This window comes from Chloroflexota bacterium (assembly GCA_014360805.1).
GTDB lineage: Bacteria > Chloroflexota > Anaerolineae > DTLA01 > DTLA01 > DTLA01.
On record JACIWU010000061.1, the window covers coordinates 1 to 18,573 of the forward strand.

16 protein-coding genes are annotated in these 18,573 nt (G+C 67.0%); 9 read left to right on the forward strand and 7 right to left on the reverse strand.

Features of this window, described 5'->3' with window-relative positions:
* Positions 1-272: 272 nt before the first annotated feature.
* Positions 273-1,301 carry an NAD(P)-dependent oxidoreductase gene (locus H5T65_10480; GenBank protein ID MBC7259662.1) on the reverse strand — a complete coding sequence of 343 codons (1,029 nt, stop codon included), beginning with the start codon at positions 1,299-1,301 and terminating at the stop codon, positions 273-275.
* Positions 1,302-1,317: 16 nt separating this feature from the next.
* A complete protein-coding gene (locus H5T65_10485; GenBank protein ID MBC7259663.1) occupies positions 1,318-1,926 on the reverse strand; it encodes a TetR/AcrR family transcriptional regulator in 609 nt (202 codons plus the stop codon).
* Between the two features lie 623 nt (positions 1,927-2,549).
* Between H5T65_10485 and H5T65_10490 the strand changes: the two genes are divergently transcribed.
* On the forward strand, positions 2,550-3,764 hold the full coding sequence (locus H5T65_10490; GenBank protein ID MBC7259664.1) for an MFS transporter: 1,215 nt from the start codon (positions 2,550-2,552) through the stop codon (positions 3,762-3,764).
* 57 nt (positions 3,765-3,821) lie between these two features.
* Here the strand turns inward: H5T65_10490 and H5T65_10495 are convergent, their stop codons facing one another.
* Positions 3,822-5,084 (reverse strand): ribonuclease H-like domain-containing protein, encoded by a 1,263-nt coding sequence (locus H5T65_10495; protein ID MBC7259665.1) that lies wholly within the window; start codon positions 5,082-5,084, stop codon positions 3,822-3,824.
* A 125-nt stretch (positions 5,085-5,209) separates the two neighbouring features.
* Positions 5,210-6,178, reverse strand: a complete 969-nt coding sequence (locus H5T65_10500) for a CPBP family intramembrane metalloprotease (GenBank protein MBC7259666.1) — start codon at positions 6,176-6,178, stop codon at positions 5,210-5,212.
* A 305-nt stretch (positions 6,179-6,483) separates the two neighbouring features.
* Between H5T65_10500 and H5T65_10505 the strand changes: the two genes are divergently transcribed.
* From H5T65_10505 to H5T65_10515, 3 genes are all read left to right on the forward strand, one after another.
* Positions 6,484-7,470, forward strand: a complete 987-nt coding sequence (locus H5T65_10505) for a TGS domain-containing protein (GenBank protein ID MBC7259667.1) — start codon at positions 6,484-6,486, stop codon at positions 7,468-7,470.
* Positions 7,471-7,595: 125 nt separating this feature from the next.
* Positions 7,596-8,822, forward strand: a complete 1,227-nt coding sequence (locus H5T65_10510) for a GNAT family N-acetyltransferase (GenBank protein MBC7259668.1) — start codon at positions 7,596-7,598, stop codon at positions 8,820-8,822.
* A 159-nt stretch (positions 8,823-8,981) separates the two neighbouring features.
* Entirely contained in the window at positions 8,982-9,833 is an 852-nt protein-coding gene (locus tag H5T65_10515) for an FTR1 family protein (protein ID MBC7259669.1), read from the forward strand.
* A gap of 4 nt (positions 9,834-9,837) precedes the next feature.
* On the opposite strand, the gene H5T65_10520 is transcribed toward H5T65_10515, so the two are convergent.
* The 3 genes from H5T65_10520 to H5T65_10530 all read right to left on the reverse strand — a co-directional run bounded on the left by H5T65_10520 (position 9,838) and on the right by H5T65_10530 (position 11,834).
* Entirely contained in the window at positions 9,838-10,086 is a 249-nt protein-coding gene (locus H5T65_10520) for a zf-HC2 domain-containing protein (GenBank protein ID MBC7259670.1), read from the reverse strand.
* A complete protein-coding gene (locus H5T65_10525; GenBank protein ID MBC7259671.1) occupies positions 10,083-10,667 on the reverse strand; it encodes a sigma-70 family RNA polymerase sigma factor in 585 nt (194 codons plus the stop codon). Before H5T65_10525 ends, H5T65_10520 begins: the two co-directional genes overlap by 4 nt.
* Before the next feature lie 162 nt (positions 10,668-10,829).
* A complete protein-coding gene (locus H5T65_10530; protein MBC7259672.1) occupies positions 10,830-11,834 on the reverse strand; it encodes a metallophosphoesterase in 1,005 nt (334 codons plus the stop codon).
* A gap of 566 nt (positions 11,835-12,400) precedes the next feature.
* Here H5T65_10530 and H5T65_10535 point away from each other — a divergent pair.
* The 5 genes from H5T65_10535 (at position 12,401) to H5T65_10555 (ending at position 18,308) form a co-directional block, all read left to right on the forward strand.
* The gene (locus H5T65_10535) at positions 12,401-13,849 is read left to right on the forward strand and encodes a hypothetical protein (protein ID MBC7259673.1); all 1,449 of its coding nucleotides are present in this window, start codon (positions 12,401-12,403) and stop codon (positions 13,847-13,849) included.
* Positions 13,850-13,974: 125 nt separating this feature from the next.
* A complete protein-coding gene (locus H5T65_10540) occupies positions 13,975-14,964 on the forward strand; it encodes a hypothetical protein (GenBank protein ID MBC7259674.1) in 990 nt (329 codons plus the stop codon).
* Between the two features lie 126 nt (positions 14,965-15,090).
* On the forward strand, positions 15,091-16,299 hold the full coding sequence (locus tag H5T65_10545) for a hypothetical protein (GenBank protein ID MBC7259675.1): 1,209 nt from the start codon (positions 15,091-15,093) through the stop codon (positions 16,297-16,299).
* Positions 16,300-16,371: 72 nt separating this feature from the next.
* On the forward strand, positions 16,372-16,956 hold the full coding sequence (locus H5T65_10550) for a hypothetical protein (GenBank protein MBC7259676.1): 585 nt from the start codon (positions 16,372-16,374) through the stop codon (positions 16,954-16,956).
* A 386-nt stretch (positions 16,957-17,342) separates the two neighbouring features.
* The gene (locus H5T65_10555; protein MBC7259677.1) at positions 17,343-18,308 is read left to right on the forward strand and encodes an asparaginase; all 966 of its coding nucleotides are present in this window, start codon (positions 17,343-17,345) and stop codon (positions 18,306-18,308) included.
* Positions 18,309-18,573: the final 265 nt, after the last annotated feature.

The following is an 18,573-nucleotide window of genomic DNA, read 5'->3' on the forward strand; positions in this document are numbered from 1 at the left end:
GATGCCCCGAACTGGCAGGCGCAGATTCAAGCACACCATTTGCACGCGTTCATATTCAGAAGGTGCCCATGCCCACGAACCGCCTGAGTTTTCCGACACGCACCTCACCCCTGTCCGCCCCTGAAGCTCGCGGAGAGGGGGATTGAGGGGGTGAGGTCGGCATGCCCGCGCATCCAACCCGCGCTCAGCGTCGGGCCCCTCTGCGCCCTCGGCGCGCTCGGCGGTGGAATCGGGCGCCACCGTCCAGGGTGAGGGCCGAACCTCGCCGCCCCCTAGGCCCCGCCCTCGGCCACCTTCGGCCCCCTGGGCTTCGCGCCCAACTTCGCAAGCCACCCCCATCCCTTCCGCGGCATGTAGGGCGACTGGCTCAGCAAGTACAGGCGGACAAACGGCCGAAACATGCGGATAAGGTAACGCCGGAACCCTAGGAGGGCCGTGATTTCCTGCACGTAGTCGCCAAAGTCGTAACGCTGATATTGCAGAATCTTCTGGCTCTCCGTAGTGTCCAGCCAGTCGGTGGCGAAGGGCTGTTTGGCAAACGCCTCGTCGGGAAGCATTCCGATGCCCATCGCTTCCAGCAGCCGCGTGGCCATCTCGCGGAAGTAGAACTGACAACGCGGTCCACCGCCGATGTGCAGCGCCTTGCCCCACACCTTGTCCGAACTCACGGCGTTGGCGATAGCCAGGCCCACGTCGCGGGTGTGGACGAACTCCATGCGATTGTCCAGAGGCACGTCAAACATCCCAGGATCTGGCCGCAGCGACAGCGGCAGTGCAGCCCCGAAGCGAAGAATGCTCCACTTCAGCCCCGACCTGCGGATCATCTGCTCGCACTCTATCTTGTGGCGGGTGTAGTGATCGGTACCCTGCATGGGGTCCGACACCTTCCGCGGCGGGCGCTTGTGCTGCGTGAGGCCGTACACGTGGAGCGAAGAGGAGAAGATGAGCCGCGGCGGCTTGGGCTGCGCCTTCATCGCCGCAATCAGGTTCCGCGTCCCGCCCACGTTGATCTCCCACGCCCAGTCGGGGCGCTCCTCACAACCCACGCCTGTGGCCGAAAGTTTCGGGATGACAAAGGCCAGGTGCACCACCACATCCTGGTCGCGCACCGCCGCCTGCACATCCTCGGGCCGCCGCAAATCCCCCCAGATGACCTCCACGCGCCCCTTGAATCGGCGAGCCGCCTTCTGGTTCGCCTTGGTCTTGACGTCAAAACACGTTACCTGGTGCCCCTGGGCCACCAGTTTCTCCAGCGCGCTGACGCCGATGTTCCCAAACGCGCCTGTTAGCAATACTCTCATCGCCTTTCACCTCGCTTCATGATTCGGTCCTACCCGTTTCCAGTCCCTTGAGGAGCAGTTCTATCCCTTCGCGCACAGAGCGGCTCCAGTCGGCTCCATCGGGATCCAAAAGCCCCTGGAGGATCATCCCGACCGCCAGGGCCACGATGACCTGCGCTGCGACTTGGGCATCCACCGGCCGCAGCGATCCCTCGGCCACCCCCGCGCCGAGCAGGCTGGCGAAGAAGTCGCGGTACCGACGGTAGGGCGCGACTGTAGCCGCCCACACTTCGGGATCGTGCGCGGCCTGCGTCCAGAACTCCAGGAACATCGGGAGGCGCTCGCCCGCGGAACCCAGCACAAACGCCGCCATGCCCGCCATCTCACGCAGGGCATCGGGAACACTGGCCGCGCCCCCGCGGACGGCGCGCAGTTGCGTGTCCAGCCCGCCAAGCCAATCGCCCAGCAGCGCGAGGAACAGTTCCTGCTTGCTGGGGAAGTGGTGGTAGAACGCGCCCTTGCTCACGCTGGCGCGCTCGCAGATGTCGGCGACGCTGGCGGCTTCGTATCCCTGCTGGGCGAAGCAATCGGCCGCCGCGCTCAGAATGCGCGTGCGGGTCTCCTCGGCTCGCTGCTGTACGGGCATGTCGTCTCCTTTCAAACCGACTGGTCGGTATCATTTTAGCACGCCGGACATTGCCTGTCAAATCGGGCGGCGATCCCAGCCGTCCGCCCTGGGATTCCCCCGCCCCGCCGCGCGGCGAGAGGGCCAGGGTGAGGGGCACTCGCGGGCCACACACCGCGCCGCAGGGCTACCCCCGCGCTACGGGGGTGTGTTCGGAGCGCGAAGGACGCGAAAGCCACGAAAGTCGCGCCCGCGCCCACCCGCGCGGGGCTGAACCCCCGCGCTGAACGAACAAAGCCCCCTTCGGGGGCTACTCCCAGCCCGCAGGGCTTCGCCCTTTCAGCCCGATGCCCCCGCGTCGGGCAGCCACCGCGCCCACCCGCGCGGGGCTGAACCCCCGCGCTGGCGGAACAAAGCCCCCTTCGGGGGCTACTCCCAGCCCGCAGGGCTTCGTCCTTTCAGCCCGATGCTTCAGCGTCGGGCGGCGTGCAGACACACCTCACCCCCGGCCTTCGGCCGTCCCCTCTCCCGCGGCGGGAGAGGGGGATTGAGGGGGTGAGGTCGGCATGCCCGCCCCGCCCCCTTCGCGCCCCTGCCGCCACTTGTGGTACAATAGCATAATCCTTCGCCACGGAGAGCATCGCTTGACGCGCAACGGAAACGCCACAACGTCATCGGCATCAGGCTCCCATTCCACCGCCTGGCTCATCAGCATCAGCCTGGGCACCCGCCTGCTGGTGGACACGGCCAAGCAGATGTTCGGCCCGTTCCTGGCGATTTTCGCCGCGGGCATGGGCATGGACATCGTCGCGCTGGGTAGGCTCCTCGGCGCCCGCAACGCCGTCGGCTTCACGGCGCCCATCTTCGGCGCGCTGGCCGACCGCTTCGGGTATCGCCGCATCCTCCAGGCCGAACTGGTCATCTCGGGTACAGGCATGATCCTCATCGGCGCCAGCCGCTCGCCGTGGGCTCTCACGCTGGGGATGCTCACGGTGGGGGTGGGAACAGCGGCATTCGTCCCCTCGCTTCAGGCGTATCTGAGCACACGCCTGCCCTACGACCGCCGCGCGCGCGGCCTGGGCATCGTGGAATACGCCTGGGCGCTGTCCAACCTCGTCGGGCTGTCGGCCATGGGATTCCTGATCCAGCGGACCTCGTGGCGAGCGCCGTTCTTCATCCTGGGCGCCGGAATCGTCATATCCGCATGGCTGTTCCAGGGAGCGCCGCCTGTGGCACCTGCCGATCCCCCGCCCCAGGCGCATGGCGGTAGCCTTAGCCTCGGCGCGAAGGGGCGGCTCGTGGCCTTTCGCACCAACGGGGCATCGGCCTGGGCCACCATTGCCGTCATGGGGCTTCTGGTGCTGGCGGGAATGAACGTCTCCATCGTGTACGGCGCGTGGCTCCAGGGCGAGTACGGTCTGGACGCGGTGGCCCTGGGCGCGACGGCGCTGGTGGTGGGCGCAGCGGACCTGGCGGCTAGCGTCCTGGTGAGCGTGGCCGCCGACCGCCTGGGCAAGCGGCGCAGCGTCCTGGGCGGGTTGGCGCTCTCGCTGGTGGCGTATGCGCTGTTGCCCGTCCTGAACCGCGGGCTGGTTCCTGCCCTTGCGGGCATCGCGCTCATGCGCTTCGCGTTTGAGTTCTCCATCGTCAGTCTGATTCCGCTGTTAAGTGAACAGGCGCCCGAGGAACGGGGCAAGGCGTTGGCGTTGGGCGCGGTGGTAGGGTTGGCGGGAGCCAGCGTGGCCAGCGTGTCGGGGCCGTGGGCGCTCATGCGGCTAGGGGTAGCGGGGCTTGCGGCCGTCTCCCTGGCCGCCACCGTGGGCTGCATTGCCGTCGTGCGGGTCTGGGTGCGAGAGTAGCGCGCGACGCGTCCGTTCGCGCTTCCACTGCAGCGAGGCAGGCACGCAGGTTCGCCCTTATGCCGCGCCCCCACCCGCGAGCGTTTTTCTCCTCACCCGCTCCGCGCGGCGCTGCAACTCGGCCAGGGCGCGGGTCTTCTGCGCGCCGGGCGGCCACGCCTGTACCCGCGCCAGGGCCTGCTCGGTGTAGGCCAGCGCCGCGGCGTAGTCCCGCTGGCGGTGCTCGCAGTCCTTGGCCAACTCTACCAGCGCGGCGACATCCGCCCCGTAGCGGGCCTCGGCCAGGGTGCGCCAGATTTCGCGGGCCTCGTCGCGCCGCCCCTGCCGCTTCAGGAGCACGGCCAGATGGTGCAGGGCCTCCTCGCGCGCCTCGGGCGAGAGGGGCGATGCGATGGCGCGGCGGTAGGCGGCTTCGGCCCGCGCGGCGTCTCCCGCCTGCTCCAGCAGCACGGCGGCGCGGAGCAGGTCTTCGCCCGGGACGGTGGTCGCGGCGTCGGGCGCGTGGAGCAGGCGGCACATGTGCCCCGCCAGCGCCGCCAGCGACACGATGTCGTACAGGTTGTGGTAGAACACGCGGGCGATCTCGCGGGCGTCGCCCGTGCGCAGGTAGTCAAAGTATATCTGCGGCACCAGATACCCGGGCACGTCGGCCTGGTCGCGGTAGAAGCCCAAGATCGCCTTCTCCAGCGCGCTCAGTCGGCACGATTCCAGGCGCGACTTCCACAGTCTCCGCGCCGGAAACAGGAGGTCCAGATGGGGCGCATCGGCAAGGCGGGGCGGCATGCGGTTCATGATGAAGCGCGTGGTCAAGATGGGCAGGTCAAACCCGCGGCCGTTGAAACTCACGAGCCAGTCCATATCGTCCAGCCGCCGCGCCAGGGCAGCGAGCATGGCCGGCTCCTCGGGGAAGTCGCGCATGAAGTACTGCTCCACGCGCAAGGCGTCGTCCTCGTAGAACCCCAGCCCCACCATGAAGGCGACGGTGCCCGTGCCGCCGGCCAGGCCGATGGTCTCAATGTCCAGGAACGCGGCGCGGCGGTAGTCCATGTCGGCGATGGCGGGGTCGCGCGCCAACCGCGCCGGCACATCGCACGGACAGGCCAGCAGGTCGCCCAGGGTGGGCGCGCCGTGGGCATGATGGAGCGGAAACGTCTCCTCCACCAGGTAGAACGCCCCTGCCTCGTTTTCCACCACGCGCCCGGCCACCAGGTCTTCCACCGGGTAGCGGCGTCGGGCGGGCGGGGCGGGCTTCAGGTGCGCCGTCCCCTTGTGCACGCCCAGTGATCTCAGTTTGCGCAGACGGTCTTCCAAATCGGTCATTGGAGATCGGCCTTTGGCCATTAGCCGTTAGCCTTTGGCCGTTAGCCTCTAGCCTTTGGCTACCCAATCAGCCCCAACGTTGCGGCTCAACGCGAATGGCTAAAGGCTCTCGGCTAATGGCTCGCTTACGGAAACAGCGGCAGCAACAGGATGTCCACGAAATTGTACAGCACGTGAATGGCGATGCAGGTGGTGGTGTTCGCCCTGTTGCGGATGATACCCAACACGATGCCGATGAGCAAAACCTCCAGCGTGGCGGGGCTGAGGCCGTATTGCGTGTGCCCTGCGGTGAACAGGAGCGCCGTGATCCACAGGCCGAAGCGGGGCTGTACCGCGCCGCGGAACAGAATCTCCTCGCCGATGCCCGCCGACAGGCCGATGGCAGCCGCCTTGGCCACGCTCATCTCGCCGAACAAGCCCAGGCTCACCCGCCCGATGAAGTCGTACTGGTCCGGGTTCAAGGCATGCCACGCCACCGCCACGGCGTAGTCCAGCAGCAGGAATCCTGCCACCGCCCCAAGCGCGAAGCCCGCCTGCCTCCACGTGGGCCGGCGCAGGCCCAGGCGGCGCAGCGTGTCGCCCCACGCGCGGCGGATGGGCCAGCCCACGCCGAACACGCCGAACATCACCATCGCCAGGCCCGTCAGCAGCAGGTCGGCCAGCGTAGTTTCCAGCGGCAGCGCGGCCAGACCCTCCAGCCCGCCCACGAAGAGCACCTGGCCCACGCTTGCGCCAACGTAGTAGGCGGCGAAGGACAGCGCGACGACGCCGACGGGCGAGGCGGGGTTGGTGTCGGTGAAGCGGGCGATCCAGCGGCGCACCGGCGGCACAAGCGCGGCCAACCCTACCGCGCCCACCAGAAACAACACCGCCGCTATGCCCAGCAGGTTCGCGTTCAAGAAAACGAGGAGTTCCGGCGGCATGTACGCCTGCAATACATACGCGGCGGCGAAGACCAGGCTCCCCAGCAAACAGGCCGCGTCCATCAGCGCCAGCAGCGCGTACACCACGTACTTGACCGCCTGCTGTCGTTCGGCGTAGTTGGCCAGGAGCACCAGAAGCAGAAACGGGATGAACTGAAGAAAGGTTAGCATCGTGTTATCCTTGTCGGAATGACGTCAAGTTGCTCATCGACAGCCGGATTATACCCCAGGGCGCGCGCCGCCGCAAGCAAGCGGCAGCAATCTGGGCTCGGTTCCATTGTATTGGTGAGCCAGATGCGACGCACTTCCGGAAGTGCGTCGCGCCTTCGTCGCCAACAAAACACGGACCCGAGTCGCCGTCCGGCCGGCAAGACCGACCCGCGCACGGGTGGCGCGCCGCGACTTCGCCCCGCGCCATTTGACGCGCCCCGCAAATCGCGCATACAATGGGCCAGACCGTTGCGCGAGTGGGAATCATGCCGACCAACCTTCCCCCAGAGGCCCAGGAGGCCGAAAAGCGATACCGAGAGGCGAAGACGACCGAGGAGAAGATCGCCCGGCTGGAGGAGTTCATCGCCCTGATTCCCAAGCACAAGGGCACCGAGCACCTGGTGGGCGACCTGCGGCGCAAACTGTCCAAACTGCGCACCAGCCCCCAGGGGGCCAAGGCCGTCAGCCGCCGCGAGTCGGCCTATCGGATTGACCGCGAGGGCGCGGGGCAGGTGGCCGTCGTCGGCCCCACCAACGTGGGCAAATCGGCCCTGGTGCGGGCGCTGACCAACGCCGAGCCGGAGGTCTCCGACGCGCCCTTCACCACTTGGACGCCGACGCCAGGCATGATGCCGGTGGAAAACGTCCAGATTCAACTGATTGACACGCCGCCCCTGAGCGCCGAATTCGTAGAGCCGGCGATGATGGACCTCCTGCGCCGCGTGGACCTCATCCTTCTGGTGGTGGACGTGCGCACGGACCCACTGCAGCACCTGGAGGAGTCGGTGGCGCTCCTGGAGCAGAGCCGCATCGTCCCCCTGCACCGCAAGGCCCGCTACCCCGAAGACCGCCGCTGGACGTTCAAGCCGTTCCTGGTGCTGGCGAACAAGGCCGACTCCGAGGAATGGGACGAGGTGTACGACATCTTCCGCGAACTGCTGGACGAGGATTGGCCCGTGATGCCCGTCTCGGCGACGACGGGGCGAAACCTGGAGCGGCTGAAGCACCAGGTCTTCCAGAACCTGGGCGTCATCCGCATCTACGCCAAGCCGCCCGGAAGAGACCCCGACTTCAGCGCGCCGTTTGTCATCAAGAAGGGGAGCACGGTGGAAGATTTCGCCGCCGCGGTGCATCAGGACTTCCTGCGCGACCTGAAAGCAGCGCGCGTGTGGGGCAGCGCGCAGTTTGACGGCCAGATGGTCCCCCGCGACTACGTCCTCCAGGATGGCGACGTGGTGGAGTTGCGGGTGTAGCGCGAGAGAAGAACCCACGAGGTCGCGGCGCCCCCCATTTGCCGCCCGACGCCCGACAGGGTACAATCCCATCCGCGCCCTGTGCACTGTGCCTGGACGCCAAACTCCGCCTGAGAGGTGCTTGCGTGAACTTCCGCCGCTACGACCCTACAAAGGACCGCGATGCCGTCCTACGCATCTGGTGGGAGATCGGCTGGCTCAAAGAAGGCAAAGAGGAAGCCGTGGACGACCTTCTGGGGGCCGGCCAGACCCTCGTCGCCGACATCAGGGGCTGCCCTGAAAGCGCCGTTGCCATCGTCCCGGGCTCCCTGCGCTACATGGACGAGGAGTTGCCCTTCGCGGGCGTGGCGGCCGTCGCCACCAGTTACGTTGCCCGCAAGCAGGGCCTGGCCCGGCGGCTCACGGCCCACTCGCTGGCCCAGGCCGCTGCCGATGGCGCGCTCGTCGCGGGCCTCGGCGCGTTTGACCAGGGGTTCTACGACGCCCTCGGCTTCGGCACGGGCGTGTACGAGCACATCGCACGCTTTGACCCGGCCGCCCTCAAGGAGAGCGTGCGCCCCCGCGTGCCGCGCCGCCTGAGCCTGGACGACGCGCCGGCCATCCACGCCTCCCGCCTGGCGCGCCGCCGCCGCCATGGGAGCCTCAACTTCCCGCCCCTCGCCTTGAGCCGAGGCGAGATGGTAGAGCACGGCGGGTTCGGCCTGGGCTATGCCGACGGCCCCGACGGCGCCCTGACCCATCACCTGTGGTGCGTGCCGGCCAACCGCGAAATCGGCCCCTACCGCATCCTGTGGCTCGCGTACCAGACCCCCGCCCAGTTCCTGGAACTCATGGCGCTCGTTCGGAGTTGGGGCGACCAGGTGCTTCTGGTGCAAATGCGCGAACCGCCCGACATCCAAATCCAGGACCTGCTGGAGTACCCCTTCCACACCCGCAGGGCCACCCGCGGCGCAGACATGGAGAACCAGATGGCTGCCACCGCATACTGGCAGATGCGCATCTGCGACCTGCCGGGATGTCTGGCGCGCACCCACCTGCCCTGGGGTCAGGTGCGGTTCAACCTGCGCCTGTCGGACCCCATTGAGCCGTACCTGGGCGAGGGGGCGGCGTGGCGAGGCGTCGGCGGCGACTACGTGGTAACCCTCGGCCCCTCGTCGGCGGCCGAGCGGGGCGTGGACTCATCGTTGCCGACGCTCTCCGCCACGGTCAACGCCTTCACGCGCCTGTGGTTGGGCGTGCGGCCCGCCACAGGCCTGGCCGTTACCGACACCCTGTCGGGGCCGGAGGGGCTGCTGCACGAGTTGGACGCGGTATTGCGCGTGCCGGAGCCGCATCCGGACTGGGACTTCTAGCCCGTGCCCCCGCCATTTGACCTGTGGGCAACAGGCCTAATGGCGCATGGCGTGGCCTTCGCTTCGGGATATACTGTACAGTGCATAGACCTTCCCTACCTTATCTTCGGTCTCCGAGGTCCTCCTCCTCGGAGACCGAAGTTTGTCAAGGAGCATACGATGGTTCCAAGTTTCTTGGTTACATTCCGCGAGGCCCTGGAGGCTGCGCTGGTGGTGGGAATTGTCCTAGGGTATCTGGCGCGCACCGGCCAGAGGCACCACAATCGGGTGGTGTACGCGGGCGTTGCCACAGGGGCTGCGGCTAGCGGTCTGGGTGCGTTGCTGTTTGCCGCGTTGGCGGGCGGGTTTGAGGGCCGCGCAGAGGAACTGTTTGAGGGCATCACCATGCTCGTGGGTGCGGGTTTGCTCACGACCATGATTCTCTGGATGATGCGCCAGCATCACATCGCCGCCGAACTGGAGGCCAAGGTGGCCACAACCCTCCGGGGGGCAAACCGCGCGGGACTGTTTGCGCTGGTCTTTGTCGCCATCCTACGCGAGGGGATAGAGACGGTGCTGTTCCTCAGCGCTGCCAGCATCGCCTCGCCCGACAACAACCTCATCGGAGCCGTGGCAGGTCTTGTCGCGGCCGTAGCCCTAGGTTATGCGCTGTTCGTCGGGTCGCTGAAGATCAGCCTGCGCTCTTTCTTCGCTGTTACGAACGCACTGCTCATCCTGTTCGCTGCCGGCTTGGTCGGAATGGGCGTGCACGAACTGCAGGAGGCCGGCGTCTTGCCGGTCATCGTGGAGCACGTGTGGGACATCAACCCGCCCGCCCCCGATGGCGGACCGTACCCGGCCTTGCACGACAAGGGGGCGATAGGGGGCATCATGAGGGGCCTGTTCGGATACAGCGGTACCCCATCCCTGTTGCAGGTGGTGGCCTATGGAGCGTATCTAGGGGTGGTGGCCGTACTGTGGCATCGGAGCGACACGCGGTCCTCCGCAGGCGCACCGGCAGCCCAGCCCTAGTGTCTCATCCGGCATCCGGCGGATCCAGGTTGAGCGCCGCGTGGAGACGGGCGCGCACGTCGGGGGGCAGATCGTCGGGCACGCACCGGCGGTATAGCGACACGGTCTTGCGCAGACTGTCCAGCAGCGCGCGGCAGTCCTCGCATTCGGCCAGATGCGCTTCCAATTCGGCGCACATTCCGGCGTCCAGTTCGCCATCCATGTACTCGCAGATGCGATGGAGCAGTTGTTGGCAATGGGCATCGGGACTCATGTCATTCCCTCACCGGCGACAAGGTACGGATGCAGGCGGTCGCGCAGAAACATTCGCGCGCGATGGAGCCGCGACTTCACCGCCGCGACGCTGAGGCCCAGCGCCTCGGCCACCTCCGCCGCCGGCATATCCTCCACGTCGCGCATCAGGAACACAATGCGCAACGCCTCGGGCAGCGCCGCAATCGCCTGGGCCATCACCTGGCGCACTTCGGCGCTCAGGGCCGCCTCTTCGGGGTCTGACAATGACAGCCCGCCCGACGGCTCGATCTTCGGCTCGACCCCGCCGTCCATCGGCTCGTCCAGCGAGGCGATCTCCCTGTGGCGGCGCAGGCGCATCAGGCTGGCGTTCGCCGCGATGCGGTAAATCCACGTGCCCAGCCCCGAGTCGCCGCGAAAACCGCCGATGTTGCGATAGACGCTCAGGAACGTCTCCTGCAGCACGTCCTCGGCCTCGGCAGGGTCGCCCAGCATGCCCAGGGCCAGCCGGTACACGCGGGGCGAGTAGGCGTCCACCAATTCGCGGTACGCCGCCGCATCGCCTCTGCGTAGTTTCTCCAACAGGGCCGCCTCGTCGGGCACCGATACACTCCTTTTGATGCGCCAGATGGTAAAAGGATGCGCTATAGGATAGCACAGAGCGGCCAGGGGTCAAGATGGAGCGGACAGGACGGCGCGAAGAGGCTCCTGTGGGCCGTGGTAACACGCCGCCCGGGGGCGCCGTCGGGCGAGGCCAGATTGCAACTACCTGTCCTGTGCCGCCAGCGGAAGGTACAGCCGCTCCGTCGGGTGCAGGTAGCCCACGTGTCGCAATGCGTAGGCCCCACCGCTGGCGTCGTCGCGATAGGCATGGAACCGCACGAGGCCGCCGTCCACATAGACAACGAGAAACGTGCTCGGCGCGCCGGCATCGCCCAGTCCGCGGGCATGCCCTGCATCTACCTGCCACACCCCTTCTATCCGCGCGGCGCTGAAGTTGTGGGTGTGGCCGCAGATGTAGGTCCGCACGCCATGGTCTCGGAGCAGCGCCCAGAAGCGGTCGCGGTTCGCGGGGTGCGCGTTCAGGCTGTCGTCGGCGTGGCGCAGGCGGCCATTGTCGGCGTCGGGGAGCGGGTAAGCAGGCTCGTGGCCCAAGACGAAGATATGCTGCCGGTCGGTGGCGGCCAGGTCTGCCGCCAGCCAGTTGTACAGGTGGTCAGGGATGTCGCCATCTGTGGCGTGGTCCCCCGCCGCGTCGCAGTATTCATTCAACATGATGAAATGCGCATTGGCGTAGTCAAACGAGTACGTGGTAGTTGGGCAGCCGGTAGGGCCAGGGTTCACCGGCCCATAGTCGTAAACATTGAGCCAGGCCAGATTCGCCCCTGCGGTGGGTTCCCGCCCTTGCCCCGGGAGTTCGTGATTGCCAACGACGGGGTACCAGGGTGTGGTCCCAAGGGTGCTGGTGATCGTCCAGAACGCATCCGGCACAGGGTCCATGTCGCCCGGGGTTACGAGGAAGGCCACGCCCAGGCCTGCAATGGCCTGGGCCGCGCCGCGGAAGTACTGCGGCGTGTCGTAGAGGCCGGGGCCGGTGTAGTAACGCATGTCGGCAGCCACGGCAAAGGCGAAACGTCCGTCATCCTGCCGCAGCGGGAACGGTCGCGCCGCGCCAGCCAAGGCCCAGGCGACAAGGAGGACAAGCCCTGCTGCCATAATCAGCAGGCTGACGGCGAGCCGTCCAGCGCTTCGGCGTAGTCCCTCGCTCATCTCGTTCCCTCGCCCCGCCGCCCATGAGGCGATGAATTCGGGTTCGCCTATCAATATACACCAAACCTGGAGATCGCGCCAATGAACGCGAGCCTTGCTTTGCGTCGGGTTACCGTCGGGTGAGAGCCATGCCGCACCCACGTGAAAGGCGCACATCCCACCCCGGCCCCGGGCACTGCGCGAAGGACACGCAAAGCCTCTCTCGCCTTTTGTAGTTATCGCGCCTTTCGTGAGATTTCGCGTCTTTCGTATTCCAAAGTCTTTCGCGGCCGTTCGTGTCTTTCACGTTCCAAAGTCTTTCGCGCCTTTCGTGAGATTTCGCGGTCTTCCGTGTTTCAAAGCCTTTCGTGTTCCAGACGCCCCCGCGCCCGCGATTCACGGTCGGTTCACGATGTACCTGCCATCATCTGCGCAAACCCTTCCCCTTTCACGCATCCTTCACGGATAGTACCATTTTCCCATTGAGCGGGCCTGCTGGCAGGCATAAAATGAAGGCGAGTTCACGCGATTTTCACGCTCTCTACACGCATTCTTCACGCAAGGGGCGTAATGAAAGGCACGATTGCATGGTACGGCGGGACAAACGGGCGCTAATTCGGGGGCTGCTGATCGCCGCAGCGATGCTGCTGGCGGCCCTGCTCGCGCCTATCGCCCGCGGAGACATTCGCACAGACGCCCCTCAACAACAGCGGAACCTTCCCGCCGACAGCGAGACCCTTGCCGGCTACTGCTTCCACTTTGACGGCGTAACGTACAACGACGACGGCACATCCACCTGGACCTACACGGTACAAGACTGTGGGGCCACCCGCCGCCTGCACCGCTGGGCACTGGAGATTGCCACGTATCACTCCGTCGTCTCCAGCAACCCGCCCGCCAGCGTCGGTTGGGTTCCGGGGCTGAGATTGTACGGCATCTACTGGAATGTGGACATCCGGCCTGGCGACCCGCCCCAGACATTCACCTTCACACTGTCGGAGCAGTATCCGCCCGCCATCGTACAGGTGGCCGCGCGTGTACCGCCTGACGAGGCTACTGGCTCACTGGACGGCCCCTGCTGTCCAGGCTCAACTCCAACGCCGACCCCCACGCCAACCCATACCCCGACGCCGACCCCTACGCCCACGCCCACCAACGCCCCGCCGTCGGTCAACGCCCTGGGCATCTACGAGCCGAACCGCGTGAACCCGGTAACGGCCATGGACCCGCAGGCCGAGTACGCCGTGGGAGTTTCCGTGTCGGACCCCGACGGCCTGGCGAGCCTCCAATGGGTGCGCGTCGTGGTCTTCCTGGACGCCGACGGGGATGATGACGCTGGCGACGTTCCCGCCTCGGGCGACGCGCAGACGGCCGCCATCTTCACGTGGACCAACGGCCCCACGCCCTCGTGGAGCATGGACGCCGACTCGCCCACCACCTGGGCGCTGGTAACCGCCAACTGCGCCCAGCCCAACCTGGCGGGCACCTCCGGCACGTGGTGGTTCCACTTCCGCCCGGGCAAGGTGGCTGCCGAGTCCACCGATTGGGACGCCTGGGTCGCAACGCGGGACGCCAGCGCCGCGCACGCGTCGCTGTACGACGGCAGCGATTATGACATGAACTGGTACGGGGAGGTAACCGTGAACACGCCAAGCGTCAACTGGGGAGTCGTCCTGCTCGGCTCCGACTTTCCTGCGAACCCGAAAACCGGCATCTCGGTTACGTACATCGCCAACGGCCCGTACCAGCAGCAGGTGCGGGCATCCAACCCGTGGGGCAGCGCGCCCCGCTGGATCGCGCTCAACGAGAGCGGCATGCCCGGGCCCGGGCAATTCTCGCTCAAGGCCAACAGCACCAACAACCTGCCCGGCGCCCAAGTCGTCCGCTCCAGCGCATACGCAACCATCGGCGCAGGCACGCGGACGCCGGAGGGCGGGGACGCCATCGCCACCAACACCCTCTGGCTCCGCCTGGGATCGTCGGGCATCCCAGACACGACATACGTCGGAACCATTTTCTATCGCATTGCGCCATAGACAACGCGGCCCATAGCCGGAAAGGAGGCAACGAGAGGCGAATAACAAGCATCCACGGTCTTCAGCAAATTCGTAAACAAGGATTCTTCATTGACGACACAATCCAACTCTAGGAGGATAGCGAAATGGAAAAGAGACGGTTCTTTGCAATCCTGGCAGCCCTGGTTATACTGGTAGCCATGCTGCCGATGGCGGCCTTCGCCGACGAAGACCAGACAACGGGCCAGTTCACGACGGCCAACGCCGCCCCGAGTGTGGGGGACTTGGGTATCTACGAGACCGATCACACAACCCAGGTAACGGCGATGACGCCGGGCACCGAGTACGCTGTCAAGGTTACGGTTACCGACGCCAACACGCTCAACGACCTGGCAACCGTCAAGGTAACGATCTTCTTTGACGCCGACGGCGACGACGATCCGGGCGATGTGCCAGGGACGGGCGACACGCAGACCGCGGCCATTCTCACGTGGACGAAGGGGACGCCGTCCACGTGGACCATCAGCGCCGGCTCGCCCACGACCTGGGCCATCGTAACGGCCAACTGCGTGGAGCCTAGCCTGACGGGCAGCACCGGCACGTGGTGGTTCCACTTCCGCCCGGGCAAAGTGGCGACCGAGGCCACCGACTGGGACGCCTACGTTGTGGCCACCGACGACAACAGCGCCACCGGCACGCTCTACGACGGCAGTAACTACGACATGAACTGGTACGGCGAGGTAACCGTGAACACGGCGCTGGTGGACTGGGGCACGCTGGCGCCGGGCACCGACTACACCATCCAGGCCGGCATCCAGGTCAACTACCTGGCCAACGGCGGCTACAACCAGCAGGTGAAGGCAAGCGGCTCCTGGGACGGCGCGTCGCACACGGCGACCCTGAACACCGCGGGCACGCCGGCGGCCAACGAGTTCTCGCTCATGGCCGATGACGACAACACCATCGCCGACGCGGTGCAGGTGCTGAGCGCGGCCTACGCTACCTTCAACACCGGCACCCAGACCGGCGAAAGCGGCCACGACGAGACCGGCAACAGCCTGTGGCTCAAACTCGGCTCGCCGTTCTTTGAGGACACCTACAGCGGGTACGTGTACTTCCAGATCATCAACGACTGAGGCCCTGGGAGAGGGGCGCACAACCGATGGGGTGGCGGCTCCCGCGCCTTCGCGAGGGTGCGGGAGCCGAACCCGTCGGTATCACGGGCCAACGGCCAGGGGGCCTAGGCCCACGTGAGGGAAGGTATGGGCAACAGGTTACGGCACGCGAATAGGCGGAAGCAGGTCGCGGCGGCGCTGCTCATCCTCATCGCAGGGATGCTGCTCGCGCCTGCGGCGGGTGCGCAGGGCGGGCTGGCGATGTCCGGCTCGTTCTACCGCCAATCGTTTGAGATTCCGCAAGGCTCCTCGGTCAACGCCCCCAGCATCTACGTCATCGTGTTCAACCAGGGGAGCGAGGAATTCGGCGTGCGCATGGCCTGGGAAGCGCCCGCGGGCGTGGAGGTTCTCCTGTCCGAGGAAGGGTTCACGCTGAAGCCCGGCGAGCAGAAGAAAGTCCTGGTGGGCGTGGCGGTGAGCCACGACACGCCGGCGGGCGAATACACCATCAACCTCACGGCCGAGTCGTACAGGGCCGAAGCGCAGGGCATCCAACTGCTGGGCGCGGCAGGCCAGAGCGCACGGCTGGTGGTGCTGGGCGCGTCGGCCACCGTGCACGCCCGCACGATAAGCCCGTCGGGCGATCCGGTGCCCGCGACCGTGCGCCTGTTCCGGCTGGCCGGCGACGCCCGGCTTGAGGTCGCCTACGCCGAAACCGGCGACCTGGAGGTCACCGTTGCCCCTGGCCGATTCGTGGCCGCCGCCTACATGGGCGGTCAGCGCCTGGGCGAGGAGACCTTTGACGTGGCCGACGGCGAGGCCAAGACCGTAACCCTCACCGTCGCCACGGTCTATTTTGAGGGGTTCGGCGTCGTGCCCAACTACCGCAACGACAACGGCGCGCTGGCCTTCGCCGACATCGTGTACACCCTCAACAACCTGTACCAGGCATTTCCCGAGGCAAGCACCATCCTGACGGTGGATCGCGATGGCGTTCCACTCGCCCAGATTCAGATGGCCACGCTGGCCCCGCTGGAGAAGGGTAGCCTGGGACTCCACTACGCCTTCATCCCGGCGGATGGTTGGGTGGCCGGCGAGTACGCCTTCCAGGCGCTCCTGTCCATCGGCGGGCAGACCTACGCCGCGAGCCCGGTGGAGACGCTGCGCGTGGAGCCTGCCGCAGAAGCCAGCCTCGCCGGCAAGGAGAGCGGCGCGGCGCAGTCCCGCGCGAACTCCGGCGGCATCAACTGGGCGCTGACGCTTTCGGCGGCGGGCGGGACGGTGCTCATCGGCCTCGTACCGGCGATCCTGGCCCGCAGGCGCAAGAAGGCCCGACCCGAACAGAAAGATTCGTAGCCGCAAGGACTTGGGCACCACGTCCGCGCATGCCCTTGCGACGGCAGAAAGTTGCGAGAGCCCATGTCGCCGATGACACGACGGATCGCCTACGCGCTTGTCATCGCGGCGCTGACGCTGTCGCTGCCGACGGCGTCGGCCCGCTCACCCGGCCGCCAGTCGGCGGGCGGCGTGTTCACCGTGCGCTCCGGCGACACCATCCCCCCTGCGTGCATCACCGACCTGCGCATCGGCGGCATGGCTGCTCTGGCCAACGGCGCGCTTGTGCTCTACTGGACGGCGCCCGGGGACGACGGCATGGAGGGGACGGCCGCGCTCTACGAGATTCGCTATGCGCGTGCGCCCATCCTGACCCAGGCCGACTGGGAGGCAGCCACCCCGCTGGCGGGCGTGCCTGCACCCCGAGAGGCCGGCTCCGCCGAGTCGTTCGCGGCAGTCGGCCTGGAGGGCGACGGCGGCGTGTACTACTTCTGCATCCGCACCGCGGACGAGGTGTTCAACTGGTCGTGCCTGTCCAACTCGCCGGGAACGCGACTCCGAAACCCTGGCTTCCTGCCTTTCCGCATCTTCCTGCCGGTTGCGGCGCGCGGGTATAACCCGGAGGCGGTCGCCGCGTTGCCCGAGCGCTGGCCGCGGGCGCTCCTCCGCGCGCGCTAGGCCCCCGTTCGGCTGCGCCCCGCGTGCGCGCTCGGCACCTCACCGCCGAGCACGTGGAGAGCGCAGAGAGGATGGAATAGATCGCGTGGCAGCCCGACGCTAAAGCGTCGGGCCGATGGGGCGAAGCCCTGCGGGCTGGGGCAAATTCGCGTTCATTCGCGTAGATTCGCGGTTGCTGCGCGCCCGACGCGGGGGCATCGGGCCGAGCGGGCAAAGCCCTGCGTGCTGGGGGATTCCGCCGACCGAGCGCGCCAGGGGCATCATCCTTGACATCGCCCCAGAACTGCGGTATAGTCGGTTGCGAAAGGGGCGCCGACACTGCGCGGACACTCTGGGTTGCCGGCGCGCTCCCCATGCCGCGCAGACCAGCCTGAAAGGAGCAAGCCGTGGGCAAAATACGCATTCTCACTACCGGCGGCACCATCGCCATGCGGGAAACGCAGCCCGGTCGGGGCGCGGTCCCCACCCTCACCGGCGAAGACCTGCGCGCCTTCCTTCCGCCGGACGCGCCGCCGGTGGAAGTGGAGGAGGTCTGCAACCTCCCCGGCGCGCACATGACGATAGACCTCCTCTGGCAGATTCGCATGCGGGCGCTGGCGGCGGCCCAGGAGCCCGACGTGGACGGCATTGTCATCACCCACGGCACGGACACGCTGGAGGAGACCGCCTTCCTGCTGGATTTGACCATCCCCAGCGAGAAGCCCATCGTGCTGACCGGAGCGATGCGCACATCGTCCGATTTGGGGTACGAAGGGCCGGTGAACCTGGTTGCGGCTGTGCGGGTGGCCGCAGAGCCTCGCGCCCGCAACCTGGGTGCCCTGGTCGTACTCAACGACGAGATTCACGCCGCCCGCCATGTTACCAAGATGCACACCCTGGCGCCCGACACCTTCCACTCGCCCGGCTGGGGGCCGCTGGGCCGGGTGGATCCCGACAAGGTCTTCTTCGCCCACCGCATTGCCCGCAAGACGGTGCCATGCGACGCGCTGGAACCGAGGGTCGCCCTCATCAAACTGGCCGTCGGCATGGAGGATGATTTCCTCCGGTGCGCCCTGGCGTCGGAGGCCAGGGGCATCGTGCTGGAGGGACTTGGGGGAGGACGCATTCCGCCCTGGTGGCTGCCAGGAATCAGCAAGGCCATCTCCAGGGGGACAACGGTCGTCATTGCGAGCCGTTGCCCGGAGGGGCGCGTGTACGACAAGTACGGCTTTTCCGGGTCGTACCGAGACAACCGGGCGAAGGGGGCGTACTTTGCGGGCGGGCTGAACGGGCAGAAGGCGCGCATCGGCCTCATGGTGGCGTTGGGCAAGGGCGCTCCGCCCAACGCGCTGGAGACCATCTTTGAGCGGTAGTGCCGCGCCGACGGGGTTTCACCCCTCACATCCCCTTGGGCGCGCCATTCCCTCTCCCGCCGGGAGGGGCTAGGGTGAGGGGCGTTTGCGCGGCGCACCGCGTAGGGGCGACCCGCGGGTCGCCCCTACGCCAGGCCCAACACCCTTCGTGTAGATTCGTGTTATTTGTGCATGACCCCGGCCCGCGGTGGGTTACCCCTCACATCCCCATGGCCCCTTCTCTCCCCGCATGCAGGGAGAGAAGGGGGCGGCTAGGCGTGCCGTT